This window comes from Thermococcus sp. EP1 (assembly GCF_001317345.1).
Classification (GTDB): Archaea; Methanobacteriota_B; Thermococci; order Thermococcales; family Thermococcaceae; genus Thermococcus_A.
Genome location: NZ_JXCG01000006.1, coordinates 92,724 through 106,300, shown reverse-complemented (window position 1 = coordinate 106,300; position 13,577 = coordinate 92,724). Strand labels below are relative to the sequence as shown.

Below are 13,577 nucleotides of genomic sequence, written 5' to 3'. Positions count from 1 at the left end.
CCGCATTACCCTTTTCTAGAGGTCTTTAAAAAGTTGTTGAAGAATCGAAAAGCAATTTAACTTTAAAGATTAGAGTATATCATGCTCAAGATTTTTGAGGATATAGCAAGTGAAATAGTGACTGTGAGGGAATTTCCACCCAAAAGGGGTAGAAGAGATTCTTTTGAGTTTAAAAACAAAGAAGTAAATAAACTCGTCGAATCTATGGGATTTGAGTTATATATGCACCAGGTTGAGGCATTAAAAGCCCTTTATTCTGGGAAAAATATTGTGGTTACTACACCCACTGCATCAGGAAAAAGTGAGATCTTTAGGTTGGCAATCTTTGATAATTATTTATCTAAGCCTCAGGATACCTATCTTCTCGTTTATCCTACACGAGCATTGATAAATAATCAGTATGAGAAGTTTAGCATTGAAAACTTCCTCTTCTTTCAGATTACAGACAAGATTGTTAATGCAAAGATTCTCACTGGAGATGTGGGATGGAGTGAGAGAAGAAGATTAATTCGAGAAAAACCCCGAGTTGTTTTCACAACTCCAGATATGTTGCATTATAATATTTTAAGGAACAAAAAAGACTACGAATGGCTTTTAAAAAATCTCCGATATATTGTTGTTGATGAGCTCCACATATATCGAGGAGTTTTTGGCACTAATGCAGCCTACCTTTTTAGACGACTTTTCAAGACTCTTGAAAGATATGGGAAGAAGCCTCAGATAATAGCCCTCTCTGCAACTCTTAGAAATCCTAAAGAATTTGCTGAGGAGTTTTTTGGAAAAAAATTTGAAAAGATAAGTAAAGCCACTAATCCATTTCCAAAGCGGTATCTAATAATGTTTGAACCAAGGAGATTTAATGAGATGCAACTCCTAAAGAAGATCGTTGAGAACTTAGCTGAAAATAGTATAAAGACCCTTGTATTCTTTGATTCTCGTAAAGGTACAGAAAAGCTAATGCGTTTTCTTCTCTCTTCTTCAGCTGTTTACAAAACCACAACCTATAAAGGTACCCTTCCCAAGAATGTCCGCTGGAAAATTGAGCGAGATTTCAAAGAGGGCAAGTTGCTTGTGCTTTTAACTACAAATGCCTTGGAGTTGGGAATTGATATTGGAGACTTAGATGCTGTCTTAAACTATGGAATACCGCCCGATGGTCTCTTCTCTCTTATTCAACGCTTTGGGAGAGCGGGAAGAAAGGAAGAAAGAGAGGCGATAAATGCCATAATACTGAGAAAGAATGGTTTAGATTACTATTACAAAGAAAATGTAGAAGAACTTGTGGAGAGGCTTGAAAAGGGGATAATAGAGTATATGCCTATAAATCTGAGGAACAAGTTTGTTGCCAAAAAACACCTTCACTACATGTTAAGCGAGCTTAAAATAATTGACTGGGATGAACTCAACGATTTCGAAAAAGATCTTGCAGAAGACCTCATAAAAGAAAACGTGGCAAAACTCTATGATAATCCCCTTACGGCCAAAAAGGAACTTCGCATTCTAAGGCCTGCTCTCACCTACTCCTCGATAAGAACAGCGAGTGATGAAAGTTATTTTCTAGTTCTAGATGAACCTTGGATAAGGTACAAGCTGATGGAAAAGTCTAGTATTGGAGATTTACTTCGTTTTATAAACTGGCTTAAGCTTAAGGGCTACGTTATAGAAGAGGTCGATAAACCAGAATATTATCGGTCTCTTCTACCTGGAATGGCATACTTTTCGAGGGGAGAACTTTATATGGCCCGAGACAAGCTGAGTATTGGAAAATTCCACTTTATCTTTGCATCTTCGCTTAATAAGTTCTGGGAGGTTGACACATTCCCATCTAAAAGAGAAGAGGTAGAAATTCTTAATATCTCTGATAAAAAGGCTTACAAAGGGATTGAAATCTACATAGGAAGACTGAGGGTTAGACATTACTACTGGGGCTTCGCAGTGAAAGGAAAAGATGTTTCCCTTTACCTTCAAGAACTTTTAAAACTGAAAGAAGAAGGTATTTTAAAGGCAGATATGTATTCTCCTCTTGTTGGGAGTGAGGTAAAAGGAGAGAATTGGGATATTCTGAACTGGGAAAAATTTGTAAAGGTTGAGTTTGATGAACCTTTCATATGGGAATTCGAGACGGATGGTATCTGGCTTATTTTCCCTGATGGTATAAGAGAGGTTGCAAATGAGGAATTTCGCCATTTCTTTAAATTAACTGCTGAAAAGGGTTATGAAAACATAGCTTTTTCTCTTTATGAAAAGTTTGATAGAAGGACTATTTTCTCAGAATTCCTTGGCGCAACAACACATTACCTACGGAAGAATATAAAAGAAAGCCTCAAGGATTTGAAGATTAGGGATGAAGAACTTGAATTTGCAATAAAGAAGATGATAGACAGTAAAGATGGTATAGGCTCTGCCCTTCATGCGATAGAGCACAACATGATCAAAATAGCTCCAATTTTTACTTATGTGGACTCTAGAGAACTGGGTGGCTATAGCTATGAGAGTTTTCCAAATCCTCCTTTTATAGGTAAGCCGATAATTTTCGTATATGATGGAAATGAGGGTGGTTTTGGTTTAGCGGATATTTTATACGAAAATGCTGAGAACCTGATGGAGAAAAGCTTGGAACATTTAGATAAATGTGAGTGTAGAGATGGATGTCCTCTTTGTGTGTACTCACCTAAATGTGGTACCTTTAACGAATTTCTTGACAAGTGGCAGGCTATACGAGTTTGGAAAATGTTACTAACATCTACTGAAGATAATACTGGATAAGCTTTCTTAATTCCACATTTCTCTCTATTTTCTTTCTTAAAAAGCGCTTTAGCTGTAGGTTTTCTGCTAAAAGACCACTTAACTCTATTGCCAAGATTTTGTTGTCCTCACTTACCCCGTATGCTTTGTACCTCAATGGGGCCCATTCCTTTTCGAGACTTCCAACTCTCTTTTTGAGCTCTTCTATACTTTCTTCCAACTCTTTTACATTCCCTTTGGGATTTTTAAACTCTCCAGAAAAAATTATCTCTAGGATTTTTTCCTCACTTACCTGGTATCTCTTACCTAATTCTTTTATTTTTGTAATTAATGACTCATCTAGTTCAGCTTCGATCTTTCCAAATCCTCTTTTAGGTTTTATTATTACTTTCACGTTTTTTCGCCTCCAATTCCTTCTTAAGCTCTTCGTTTTCTGTTTGGAGCTTTTTTCTAATTTCTAGCATTAGTTCCTTATCTTCCAGGGCTTTTTTATAGAACTTTCTTAACTCCTCCAGTTCAGCTTCAATTTCTTGTAGTTTTTCTTCAAGTTTTACTTTTGTTTTGAGAAGAAAAATCTCCCTCTCAGCTTGCAAAGTCCTTTCGGCTTTTGAAAGATTCTTTTTTATGAGTTCAGTAATATCGGCATTTTTTAATTCTTTAAACTTCTCCTTTTCAACGCGTATTTCTATTTTTCCCACGTTTTTTCACCATTTCAGTTTTTCTGTCATAACACAGAATATAAAACGCTAAGAGAGACTTCCATTTTTCATAGGGGTCAATTATCTCTCGCACGTCTTTTTCCTTTACTTCTTTGGGTGTTTTTCCAAATATTTTTGCTATTCCTCTTCTAAGTCCTAAGTCGCTGGCGGGGTATGTATTCTTTCCAAGGCCGTAAGCTAAGAAAAGCTCAGCACTCCATTTACCAATTCCCCGGAACTTAATTAGATACTTTATTGCTTCTTCTTCGCTAAGGTTTTCAAGTTCTAACCTCAGCTTTCCATTTACGTACTCTTGGGTTAGGTATTGTATGTAGTTTGCTCTATATCCCAGTTTGGTCTCCTTTAATTTTTCTTCACTTAATCTAAGTATGTCATTAGGCTTTGGGAAGAGGTAGAGATCTCCAATTTTTCTTCCTATTAATTTTACAAGATTTCTTATAGTCTGCATAGCGAACTCAAAACTCACTTGCTGCTGGGCAATGGTTTCAATCAAAGCTTGATACTTCTCTGGAGCTTTTGGGACTGTAAGACCATAAAATTCATCTATGAGGAATGCGAATTTTGAGTCAGATATTTCAGAGTAAAACTCTTCTAGCTTAACATCTAAGCCAAGTATGAATTTAATCTTTTCTCGAGCTTTCTTTTGTTGCTTTTTAGAAAAATGCTCTGGGAAGTAGAAGTTTTCTCCATCAAATCCTATTATCCCATAATCCAGAGCCTGTCTAAAGATTCCATTTTTAAATTCCCATGTACCGTTTTTGATCATTTCATGAGTTATCTTATTAAGATCAATCACTTTAACCATCGGTCTAGCTTAATTGGATTGTCCTTTATATCTTTTAGTGTTGAAACATATAACCGTTTACCGTCTATGGATCGGTGTATTTCAACTTCTCCCACCTGTTCCAAGAAACGCATGATCTCTTTAACATCCTTTTCCTTTATTCCAAAGTTTTCCTCTAAGAATTTCCAGAAAGGTCCACTGTGAGAGTATTTAGCAACTTCCCTAATCAACTTCCATGCAACCTTAATCTTTTCATCTCCTTTTGTTATTCTAAACTGTTTTATCTCCTTTTTCATGGTTCTCGAAGGTATTATGTTCTAGATTCTTATTAACTTTTCTTGCAAGAGAAAACTTAATTAAGATTAGGAACTACATTTATACAGGTGGTAGTTATGAGGAAAACTGTTGTACTAGTAGTTTTTCTACTTATTTTTCTAGCCCCTACTCTGGCAGAGGCCAAAGTGGTTTATGTAGCTCAAATAAAGGGTGAGATAACTTCTTATACTTATGATCAGTTTGATAGGTATATTAGCGAGGCGGAACAGGCAGACGCGAGTGCTATTATAATTCTCTTAGATACTCCTGGAGGAAGAGCAGACGCAATGCAAAACATTATAGAGAGAATAAAGTCTGCAGAAGTACCTGTTATAATGTATATCTATCCACCTGGAGCCATGGCGGCTTCTGCAGGCACATATATTGCGTTAGGTTCTCACTTAATAGCAATGGCCCCCGGCACAAGTCTTGGGGCTTGTAGGCCAATTATGGGATATTCCCAAAATGGGAGCATTATAGAGGCCCCTCCGAAAGTTGTTAATTTCTATATATCCTATATCAAAAGCCTAGCAAAAGCCAGTGGAAGAAATGAAACCATGGCAGAGAGATTTATAACTGAGGATCTGGCTATAGATCAGGAGGAAGCTTTGAAATATGGTATAATTGAGGTTATTGCCGGCGATGTTGATGAGCTCATAGAGAAGGCTCATGGTATGAAGACAAAAGTTCCAGTCAAAGGAGAATACGTTACTCTAGACCTAAAAGGGGCAGAATTGAGGTACTTAGAACCCAGTTTGAAAGATAAAGTAGTAACATACATAACAGATCCAGCAATTGCGTATGTTCTCCTTACATTAGGAATATGGGCATTAGTTCTAGGCTTTTTAAGTCCTGGATGGCACGTTCCTGAGACGATTGGAGCAATCATGATAGTATTGGCGATAATAGGCCTCGGATATTTTGGCTATAGAAGTGCCGGTCTATTATTGATTATTCTAGCAGTAATCTTCTTTATCGCAGAGGCATTAACTCCTACATTTGGATTATTTACAGTCGCAGGTTTCATAACTTTTGTTTTGGGTAGTATAATGCTTTTTAGTGGAGGTGGTGGAGTGGATTACCTTATTTCTCGAGAAGTCTATTCAGAGATAAGAGTAATAATCATCACAATAGGGGCATTATTAGCATTATTCTTTGCCTTTGGAATGGCAGCAGTAATAAGAGCTCATAGAAGAAAAGCACAAACTGGAAAAGAAGAAATGATAGGCCTTTCAGGTGAAGTCGTTGAACCGTTAGCCCCAGAAGGCATGGTCAGGATTAGAGGGGAGCTATGGAAAGCAAAGAGCAAAGATGGAACGACAATAAATATTGGAGAGAAAGTGAAGGTTGTTGAAATTGAAGGTCTTAAGCTCATTGTTGTTAGGGAAAAAGAGAAATACCCTAAAGAAGAAAATGTTATGAGGTGAAAAGAAATGGCATTTGAATGGATTGTGTATGTGATAATTTTAGTTTTTGTACTGGTGTTTTTGGCATCGGCCATAAAGATAGTTAAGGAATATGAAAGAGCAGTAATCTTCAGATTGGGTAGGGTTGTGGGCCCAAGAGGACCTGGACTCTTCTTCATACTTCCCATTTTCGAAAAGGCAGTAATCGTTGATTTAAGAACCCAAGTTTTAGATGTGCCTGTTCAAGAAACGATTACAAGGGATAATGTTCCAGTAAGGGTTAATGCAGTTGTCTATTTCAGAGTTGTTGACCCTGTGAAAGCAGTTACTCAGGTTAAGAACTTCATCATGGCAACTTCTCAAATCTCTCAGACAACCTTGAGAAGTGTGATAGGTCAAGCACACTTAGATGAGCTTCTTAGTGAGAGAGACAAGCTAAATAGAGAATTGCAGAGGATAATAGATGAAGCAACAGATCCATGGGGAATAAAAGTTACTGCAGTGGAGATTAAAGACGTTGAGCTTCCAGCAGGAATGCAAAGAGCAATGGCAAGACAAGCTGAGGCAGAAAGAGAAAGAAGAGCTAGGATTACACTTGCAGAGGCTGAAAGACAAGCTGCAGAGAAACTTAGAGAAGCTGCAGAAATCATATCTGAACATCCAATGGCTCTACAACTTAGAACACTTCAGACGATAAGTGATGTTGCTGGGGATAAGAGCAATGTTATAGTTTTACCACTCCCGATGGAGATGTTGAAGCTATTTAGAAGTTTGTCAGACACAGCTGAAGTTGCTAGGAAGAAAATGAAAGAAGAAAAGGAGTAATTTCTCTCCTTTTGTTTTTCTGTCTATTTTTTTACTATTTTATTGGGGTGGATAGTTATTTTTTGTGACCTGCTTGAGTTAAATATAAAAGCTTAGACAGCGAAGTATAAGTAGTTACACCATTTACAGCTTTCGGACATTATTGTCAAAATTCAAATGGAGGGACCAAAGTGGGGAGGTCAATTGTTTTCGCTTCTGGAAAGGGAGGCACTGGTAAAACCACGACAATAGCTAATGTTGGTGTTGCTTTGGCCCAATTTGGGAGAGAAGTTATAATCATAGATGCGGATATTACAATGGCAAATTTGAGTTTAATTTTAGGGATGGAAGATATACCAATAACTCTACATGATGTTCTTTCTGGCGAAGCAGAACTCAACGATGCCATATATGAGGGACCAGCGGGTGTTAAGGTCATACCTGGTGGTTTAAGTTTAGAGAAGATTAAAAAAGCAAAAAATCCAGAGCGGTTAAGAGAACTCATGAGAGAAATTTCATCATTGGCAGATTTTATACTGATAGATGCTCCTGCAGGACTGGAGATGACGTCTATAACGGCTTTGCTTATAGGGAAAGAACTTATTCTAGTCACTAATCCGGAGATATCAGCCATAACTGATTCTCTCAAAACAAAACTTGTGGCAGAAAAACTGGGTACTCTTCCACTGGGAGCAGTACTAAATAGAGTAACTAGTGAAAAGACAGAGCTCTCTAAAGAAGATATTGAGACTATTCTAGACGTACCCGTGCTCATGGTGATCCCAGAAGATCCGGAAGTAAAGAGGGCAAGTGCGTATGGTATACCGCTGGTGGTTAAGAACCCAACTTCTCCAGCAGCTATAGCATATAAACAACTTGCTGCTAAGCTCGCTGGCATAAGGTACAGTCCTCCAAGGCCAGAGAGTCCGATAAAGAGGGTGTTTAGAGCTTTATTTGGAGGGGGCAGAAGATGAGTGCTTTTACAACAATCCTCATAATATTCCTCCTGCTGATGAATATCTTTCTAATAATTTTGTACCTCTCAGAAAGGAGAGCATCCTACTACGTGGCATATGATGAAGAAACCCGGAGCACCCTTAAACGGAGGGTGACACATCTAAAAGAGGAGCTAGAGTCCGAACTTGTAGATTTTGATATAGAGGAATGGGAGAGGGCTCTTGAGGAATCCCTTGAAGAAGAAATAAAGAACCTTTAAGTTCTTTTCTCTATATTTTTAGGTTTGAGAAAAGTTTAAGTATTTTTACAACATATTATTTTTTCCCCAAAGTTGGGAGGTGAAAAATATGAAGGCGAAAGTGAGGATATTAGATATTGAGACAGGAAGGTTCTTGGTTTTTATTAGTGAGGAGGATGCTAAAAATGCTAAGCTTCATCCTGAAGACTTAATAAAAGTGGAAACAGCAAAGAGAACAATATATGGGGATGTTGTCATAAGTAACATGGTTAAACCAGGTGAAATTGGAGTTACAAAAGATATATTAAGAGCTTACAGCTTTTCTGATGGAGAACTTGTGAATATAGTTCCTGGTGGGACACCAGAGAGTGTTCGTTATATCAAGAAAAAGATGAATGGCCAGAAACTAAAAAAGGTTGAGATAGAAGCAATAATAAAGGATATTGTAGACAGAAAACTAAGAGATGTTGAGATAAGCTCTTTTGTCACGTCCTTAGAGATAAACGGACTTGACATGGATGAAATAGCATGGTTAACTACGGCAATGGCAGAAACTGGTGACATGTTAGATATCGATAGAAAACCAATTATGGATGTCCACAGCATTGGAGGAGTGCCTGGCAACAAGACCAACATACTTGTAGTGCCAATCGTAGCCGCTGCAGGCTTAACAATCCCTAAGACTTCTTCTAGGGCAATAACAAGCGCTGCAGGAACTGCAGATGTTGTAGAAGTTCTCGCACCAGTAACTCACTCTTTAGATGAAATTAAGAGAATCGTGGAGAAAATTGGAGCGTGCTTGGTGTGGGGCGGTGCCCTCAATTTGGCCCCTGCTGACGATCTAACAATAAAAGCCGAAAGAACTTTGAGTATTGATCCTAGAGGTTTAATGCTCGCTAGTATAATGTCAAAGAAATATGCAATGGGTTCTCAATATGTTCTGATTGATATTCCTACAGGAGAGGGAGTAAAAGTTGAAAAAATAGAAGATGCTAGGTCATTGGCAAAGGACTTTATAGAACTTGGAAAGAGACTTGGACAATATGTAGAAACCGCCATAACATATGGTGGACAACCCATTGGACACACTATAGGACCAGCCCTTGAAGCAAAAGAAGCTCTGGAGACAATAATAACAGGAAAAGGTCCAGGAAGTTTAGTGGAAAAGGCAACTGGATTAGCAGGAATATTGCTTGAAATGGGAGGCGTTGCTCCAGCAGGCATGGGGAAGAAAATCGCTAGGGAGATTTTAGAAAGTGGTAAGGCCTATGAGAAGCTTAAAGAGATAATAGCAGAACAGGGTGGAGATCCAAATGTAAAGCCAGGTGACATTCCAATAGGCGATAAAACGTACACCTTCGTGGCTCAGACCTCTGGATATATAACCAGGATTGATAATAGGGCCATCACTACAATAGCTAGGGCTGCAGGTGCTCCTGAAGATAAAGGATCAGGAATGATATTGCATGTAAAAGTGGGAGAAAAGGTAAAAGAGGGAGATCCACTTTTCACAATACATGCAGAAAGCGAAACACGGCTAGATCAAGCTATAATACAAGCAAGAAGAATGGAGCCAATAAGGATAGAGGGCATGGTCCTGCAAAGAATTGGGAACCTTTAGCGTTTTCTATGTCTCTCGTACCATCCCCACTCTTTTTTACTACCAAAACTTCTTACTCCTTCCTTTACAAGTTTTATACGGAGTTCTTTGGCAAATTCAGGTGTTATCTCCCCATGATCTTCCATCCAGTTGATGATCTCTAAGGCTTCCTCATCAGTTTCACACCTTCGTATGAAGTCTATTACAGTGGGGTTATATCCTGAAAAGTCCATGGGCTCTTCTTCGTATTCTTCCTTGGTTCTATAACCTTCAATAACTAACTCTGCCCCTTCGTCTAACTCTTTAGCTAAATAAGGATATTTTTCCTTAAACTCTTCTTTGTCATACTCTTGCCAAGGAAATTCATCAACTGGACGCTTTTTCTTTTTATCCATATTAAGCACCTCTTTTCAGAGTTTACTTTGGGAAGGGATTTATATAGTTTGTCTTTTGCTCTTTGCAAAGAACTTATATAATTCGACTCTAATTCTCTAACCATGAAGGGAGGATATTTTCTTGTAATTTACCTCGAAAAGAGCCAAAATATAAGGACTAAGGCTAGGAGATTCAGCTTGGAGAAGGGGTATTATGTTTATGTAGGTTCTGCAATGAATTCTCTTGAAAAGAGAGTTTTAAGACATTTTAAAAAGGAGAAACGTTTTCATTGGCATATAGATTATCTCCTTGATAAAGCCCAACTTATCGATGCTTATTTGATCCCCAGTAATGCAAGGATCGAAGAAAAACTGTCCCAGGCATTGAGTGACGTTGTTATGGGCATTGAAGGCTTTGGGGCGAGTGACGTAGCTGTAAAAACAAATTTATATTACTTTGGAGATACTACTCCTTATGAGATACTAGTTAACATCTTGAACTCTATGAAATTAAGGTGGAAAAGGATTAAAAATCCTCAGGATATTATGGAGTGGAGGGAAGAGAATGGTGAAGATAGGTAAGGTTGAGTCATATATTCACGAGAAACTTGAAAAAGAAAAGCTTCACTTTGTTTTACTTGATCCTGACGATGTTTCACCTGATTTGGCTTCAAAGCTTGCTCAAATGAGTGAGGAAGTTGGTGTTGACGCAATAATGGTTGGTGGTTCTACTGGGGCTGAAGGTGAGGTTTTAGACAGGGTTGTCAGAAGAATAAAGGAGAGTTCTAATCTTCCAGTTATTCTTTTCCCTGGATCTCATGGGGGAATTAGCAAATATGCGGATGCCATATTCTTTATGAGTCTTTTAAATTCTACAAATCCATTCTTTATAACAGGGGCCCAAGCTTTGGGAGCTTTTACTGTAAAGCGTTATGGTATAGAGCCCATTCCAATGGCCTACCTCATAATTGAGCCTGGAGAAACTGTAGGCTGGGTGAGTGATGCGAAACCAATTCCCAGATATAAACCAAAAATAGCTGCTGCTTATGCACTTGCTGGACAATATATGGGTATGCGTTTGGTATATCTCGAGGCAGGAAGTGGAGCACCAGAACATGTGCCTTCAGAGATGATAGGACTTGTAAAAACTGTTATAGAAGTTCCTCTTATAGTAGGTGGGGGGATTAGAAGTTACAAAGACGCAAAAGAAGTTGTTAAAAGTGGGGCAGATATAATCGTCACTGGCACTGCAATAGAAAAGGCCGGTTCTTTAGAAGAAGCAAGAAAAAGGCTTGAAAGCATAATACGAGGAGTTAAAGAGATTAAGAAATAGCGTGTATGGGGTTGGTTTCAAGTATCTCTATGTGTTTTTAAAACCTTATTTTTCGGATTGCTCGAATAAACTTGCAGCAAATTCTGAAATACCTTTCCAAAAACCTTGGAGGAACCATAGTAAGAGCACTATTACAGCTATCCACACTCCAAAGCCCACAAGTAGCCTTAGGAACTCAGCAATTCTAGACATTGATTCTCCTCGTTTAAATGATGGTCTTTATTATACTTAATTGTTTTTGAAGGGTTGTCCGTTCAGAATGAATCCTATGTGAACTTGACTCTTATCATATGCTGGTTTTTGGGTTTATTTCAAAAACATATTTAAACATTCAGTTTAATTTCTAAATGGTGATCCTCAATGAAGGCTTTTATTTCTGTAGACTTAGAAGGGATGCCCTTTGTGGTAAGTCCCCAGCATTTAATTGAAAAAGGGGCGCTTTATACAGAGGCAAGGAAAATAGCGACCGAAATAACATTGACAGCAGCAGAGGCGCTTTACGAAGCAGGTTTTAGTGAGGTAGTAATAGCGGATAGCCATGGTCCTATGGTAAATATTCTTCCTGAAGAACTTCCTGAGTATGTCTACTTAGTTAGGGGCTATCCAAGGCCGATTGCAATGATAGCAGGGGCAGAAGATTGTGATGTGGCTTTATTCTTGGGATATCATGCAAAAGCTGGAACATTTCATGCTATCTTTGACCACACATACAGTGGAGCAAATGTAGGAAAGCTTGAACTCAATGGGGTGGAAGTAAGCGAATATCTTCTCAATGCTTATGCAGTTGGTCATTATGGGATTCCCGCAGTTTTGGTGGGAGGTGATGAGAAACTGCTTGAGGATGATGTAAAAAGATTCACTCCTTGGGCTGAAAGGATACCTTTCAAAAGAGCTTTTTCAAGATATTCTGCTATAAGCCCAAGCCTAAAAGTTTTGAAAAAAGATCTGAAAGACGGTATTTTCAAAGCAGTTGAAAAGTACAGAAAAGGTGAAACAAGACCTCTTAAGCTTGAGTATCCTATTAAAGTAAAACTTACATTTAATAACAGTGGCATGGCTGATGTTGGCGAATTATTACCGGGAGCAAATAGGATGGATGGAAAAACTGTAGAATTTGAGGCAAAAGATATAATAGAAGCATACAAAGCTTTTCAACTTCTTGTATTTGCTGCCAGCGGAGTTACTTCCATATTTAGGCGTTAAGCCTCACTAAGGACTTTGAAGGTTATTTTTCCCTCTTTTACCATGTTCTTAAGGTGTGTGAGAAGCTCAGGTACATTCTCTTCGGTTACCTCAATTCTTATTTCACTAATGCCCTTGCTCGTAGGCGGGAGAAAGTGAATGTCTTTAATTTTCCCTCTAAGCTTACCTAAAACTTTAGTCAAAATTTTTCCTCTTTTTTCATAGGGCATTTTAATGTCGATTTCAACAATTTTCATAGTTTTCACCAATTTATTTTAGAAAACAAGGCCTATATAACCTTTTTCATAAATGAAGGTAATTCTTTAGAGGAATTTTTATTCCCTATAGTTATGATAAAAGTTTTTGAGTTTATACTCCCAAAACTAAGTGCCCCGGGGAAACCGCGGGGGATAAGCTAACGGCGAGCTGTGAGTCCCCTTCGCTCCCCCGGGGTACATTACAATCTGAAAGTTTGGTTTCTTCAGGACAAGAAGAGCTCAGTCCATTAGGGTTTTTAATAGCTTGACTGTTGGAGGAGCACTTTCATTTCTTCCTATTCTCACTACTCTTGTGAATCCCTCTTCTAGAATTGGAAGTGCTGCAGGAGCAGCAACCTCTATTAGGTCTTGATTTATGAAATAAAATGCTATTCTCCTTTTATTTCCAACATATTTCAAGATATCATGAAGAGAACTTAAAAATTCTTTTTTGTCTTGGAGTAAGAGTAAATATTTGTCAAACCCTACTACAATATTTAGGAATCTCTCATGCGGCACTTTTTCAAAAACAGAGTCATATTCTTTTTGTAAAATAGTACTCTCACTAACTGAAACCTTTCCTATGACATTTCCTACCTCTAAAATACCGCCTAATTTTATTACCATTGCTGCCTTTATTGGCTTGGTTAAAAGACCAGAGAGTTTTATATGTTTTTCATACAAGTAGAGAGAATCCAAGAAATCATCAATGAGAACGGGATATGAATTTAGCTCCGCCCACTTTATAAGTTCATAAAAGAGGATATGCACTGGAGCGGTTGATGAGTGTTCTATCAATATGCTCTCTCCAAACTTTAGATTTTCCAACAATGTGCTAATGGTTGACATGTAAAAATCCCCCA

General features: G+C 38.1%; 17 protein-coding genes. 9 read left to right on the top strand and 8 right to left on the bottom strand.

Translation table 11 applies throughout. The features are described from left to right. Positions 1 to 81: 81 nt before the first annotated feature. Entirely contained in the window at positions 82 to 2,766 is a 2,685-nt protein-coding gene (locus tag EP1X_RS06280; protein ID WP_055282785.1) for a DEAD/DEAH box helicase, read from the top strand. Here the strand turns inward: EP1X_RS06280 and EP1X_RS06275 are convergent. The 4 genes from EP1X_RS06275 to EP1X_RS06260 are packed head-to-tail and all read right to left on the bottom strand — an operon-like array spanning position 2,744 to position 4,544. Next, a complete protein-coding gene (locus tag EP1X_RS06275) occupies positions 2,744 to 3,139 on the bottom strand; it encodes a hypothetical protein (RefSeq protein WP_055282783.1) in 396 nt (131 codons plus the stop codon). The genes EP1X_RS06280 and EP1X_RS06275 overlap by 23 nt on opposite strands. Then, on the bottom strand, positions 3,117 to 3,443 hold the full coding sequence (locus EP1X_RS06270) for a hypothetical protein (RefSeq protein WP_055282781.1): 327 nt from the start codon (positions 3,441 to 3,443) through the stop codon (positions 3,117 to 3,119). Before EP1X_RS06270 ends, EP1X_RS06275 begins: the two co-directional genes overlap by 23 nt. Then, on the bottom strand, positions 3,418 to 4,269 hold the full coding sequence (locus EP1X_RS06265; protein ID WP_172672605.1) for a DNA-3-methyladenine glycosylase: 852 nt from the start codon (positions 4,267 to 4,269) through the stop codon (positions 3,418 to 3,420). The genes EP1X_RS06270 and EP1X_RS06265 overlap by 26 nt, the downstream gene beginning before the upstream one ends. Next, a complete protein-coding gene (locus EP1X_RS06260) occupies positions 4,257 to 4,544 on the bottom strand; it encodes a hypothetical protein (RefSeq protein ID WP_055282778.1) in 288 nt (95 codons plus the stop codon). The genes EP1X_RS06265 and EP1X_RS06260 overlap by 13 nt, the downstream gene beginning before the upstream one ends. Positions 4,545 to 4,640: 96 nt before the next feature. Here EP1X_RS06260 and EP1X_RS06255 point away from each other — a divergent pair, with 96 nt between their 5' ends. From EP1X_RS06255 to EP1X_RS06235, 5 genes are all read left to right on the top strand, one after another. Then, positions 4,641 to 5,990, top strand: coding sequence for a nodulation protein NfeD (locus tag EP1X_RS06255; protein ID WP_055282777.1), 1,350 nt, complete (start codon positions 4,641 to 4,643; stop codon positions 5,988 to 5,990). A 6-nt stretch (positions 5,991 to 5,996) separates the two neighbouring features. Further along, the gene (locus EP1X_RS06250) at positions 5,997 to 6,794 is read left to right on the top strand and encodes a slipin family protein (protein WP_055282775.1); all 798 of its coding nucleotides are present in this window, start codon (positions 5,997 to 5,999) and stop codon (positions 6,792 to 6,794) included. A 170-nt stretch (positions 6,795 to 6,964) separates the two neighbouring features. Further along, the gene (gene minD, locus EP1X_RS06245; RefSeq protein WP_055282773.1) at positions 6,965 to 7,747 is read left to right on the top strand and encodes a cell division ATPase MinD; all 783 of its coding nucleotides are present in this window, start codon (positions 6,965 to 6,967) and stop codon (positions 7,745 to 7,747) included. After that, entirely contained in the window at positions 7,744 to 7,989 is a 246-nt protein-coding gene (locus tag EP1X_RS06240) for a hypothetical protein (RefSeq protein WP_055282771.1), read from the top strand. Before minD ends, EP1X_RS06240 begins: the two co-directional genes overlap by 4 nt. 88 nt (positions 7,990 to 8,077) lie before the next feature. Then, positions 8,078 to 9,589: an AMP phosphorylase gene (locus tag EP1X_RS06235; protein WP_055282769.1), complete on the top strand. Its 1,512-nt coding sequence runs from the start codon at positions 8,078 to 8,080 to the stop codon at positions 9,587 to 9,589. Here EP1X_RS06235 and EP1X_RS06230 read toward each other — a convergent pair. Beyond that, positions 9,586 to 9,963, bottom strand: coding sequence for a DUF2095 family protein (locus tag EP1X_RS06230; protein WP_055282767.1), 378 nt, complete (start codon positions 9,961 to 9,963; stop codon positions 9,586 to 9,588). The two genes, EP1X_RS06235 and EP1X_RS06230, sit on opposite strands and share 4 nt — an antisense overlap. A 102-nt stretch (positions 9,964 to 10,065) precedes the next feature. On the opposite strand from EP1X_RS06230, the gene EP1X_RS06225 reads away from it, so the two are divergent. Further along, positions 10,066 to 10,524, top strand: coding sequence for a DUF123 domain-containing protein (locus EP1X_RS06225; protein WP_055282765.1), 459 nt, complete (start codon positions 10,066 to 10,068; stop codon positions 10,522 to 10,524). Next, entirely contained in the window at positions 10,508 to 11,275 is a 768-nt protein-coding gene (locus EP1X_RS06220; RefSeq protein WP_055282763.1) for a geranylgeranylglyceryl/heptaprenylglyceryl phosphate synthase, read from the top strand. The genes EP1X_RS06225 and EP1X_RS06220 overlap by 17 nt, the downstream gene beginning before the upstream one ends. Positions 11,276 to 11,320: 45 nt before the next feature. Here EP1X_RS06220 and EP1X_RS10080 read toward each other — a convergent pair whose 3' ends face one another. Next, positions 11,321 to 11,467, bottom strand: coding sequence for a hypothetical protein (locus EP1X_RS10080; protein WP_156300718.1), 147 nt, complete (start codon positions 11,465 to 11,467; stop codon positions 11,321 to 11,323). 168 nt (positions 11,468 to 11,635) lie between these two features. Between EP1X_RS10080 and EP1X_RS06215 the strand changes: the two genes are divergently transcribed. Continuing rightward, entirely contained in the window at positions 11,636 to 12,478 is an 843-nt protein-coding gene (locus EP1X_RS06215; RefSeq protein ID WP_055282761.1) for a M55 family metallopeptidase, read from the top strand. Here the strand turns inward: EP1X_RS06215 and EP1X_RS06210 are convergent. Then, positions 12,475 to 12,714 carry a hypothetical protein gene (locus tag EP1X_RS06210; RefSeq protein ID WP_055282759.1) on the bottom strand — a complete coding sequence of 80 codons (240 nt, stop codon included), beginning with the start codon at positions 12,712 to 12,714 and terminating at the stop codon, positions 12,475 to 12,477. The two genes, EP1X_RS06215 and EP1X_RS06210, sit on opposite strands and share 4 nt — an antisense overlap. Before the next feature lie 240 nt (positions 12,715 to 12,954). After that, positions 12,955 to 13,563, bottom strand: a complete 609-nt coding sequence (locus EP1X_RS06205) for a DUF257 family protein (RefSeq protein WP_055282757.1) — start codon at positions 13,561 to 13,563, stop codon at positions 12,955 to 12,957. Positions 13,564 to 13,577 lie beyond the last annotated feature (14 nt).

What these genes read in the sequence shown, in the direction of transcription:
- EP1X_RS06255 (WP_055282777.1), top strand. Translation starts at nt 4,641, where the DNA reads ATGAGGAAAACTGTTGTACTAGTAGTTTTTCTACTTATTTTTCTAGCC.
- EP1X_RS06225 (WP_055282765.1), top strand. Translation starts at nt 10,066, where the DNA reads ATGAAGGGAGGATATTTTCTTGTAATTTACCTCGAAAAGAGCCAAAAT.
- EP1X_RS06260 (WP_055282778.1), bottom strand. Translation starts at nt 4,544, where the DNA reads ATGAAAAAGGAGATAAAACAGTTTAGAATAACAAAAGGAGATGAAAAG.
- EP1X_RS06215 (WP_055282761.1), top strand. Translation starts at nt 11,636, where the DNA reads ATGAAGGCTTTTATTTCTGTAGACTTAGAAGGGATGCCCTTTGTGGTA.
- EP1X_RS06235 (WP_055282769.1), top strand. Translation starts at nt 8,078, where the DNA reads ATGAAGGCGAAAGTGAGGATATTAGATATTGAGACAGGAAGGTTCTTG.
- EP1X_RS06240 (WP_055282771.1), top strand. Translation starts at nt 7,744, where the DNA reads ATGAGTGCTTTTACAACAATCCTCATAATATTCCTCCTGCTGATGAAT.
- EP1X_RS06250 (WP_055282775.1), top strand. Translation starts at nt 5,997, where the DNA reads ATGGCATTTGAATGGATTGTGTATGTGATAATTTTAGTTTTTGTACTG.
- EP1X_RS06205 (WP_055282757.1), bottom strand. Translation starts at nt 13,563, where the DNA reads ATGTCAACCATTAGCACATTGTTGGAAAATCTAAAGTTTGGAGAGAGC.
- EP1X_RS06230 (WP_055282767.1), bottom strand. Translation starts at nt 9,963, where the DNA reads ATGGATAAAAAGAAAAAGCGTCCAGTTGATGAATTTCCTTGGCAAGAG.
- EP1X_RS06210 (WP_055282759.1), bottom strand. Translation starts at nt 12,714, where the DNA reads ATGAAAATTGTTGAAATCGACATTAAAATGCCCTATGAAAAAAGAGGA.
- EP1X_RS06220 (WP_055282763.1), top strand. Translation starts at nt 10,508, where the DNA reads ATGGTGAAGATAGGTAAGGTTGAGTCATATATTCACGAGAAACTTGAA.
- EP1X_RS06280 (WP_055282785.1), top strand. Translation starts at nt 82, where the DNA reads ATGCTCAAGATTTTTGAGGATATAGCAAGTGAAATAGTGACTGTGAGG.
- EP1X_RS06265 (WP_172672605.1), bottom strand. Translation starts at nt 4,269, where the DNA reads ATGGTTAAAGTGATTGATCTTAATAAGATAACTCATGAAATGATCAAA.
- EP1X_RS10080 (WP_156300718.1), bottom strand. Translation starts at nt 11,467, where the DNA reads ATGTCTAGAATTGCTGAGTTCCTAAGGCTACTTGTGGGCTTTGGAGTG.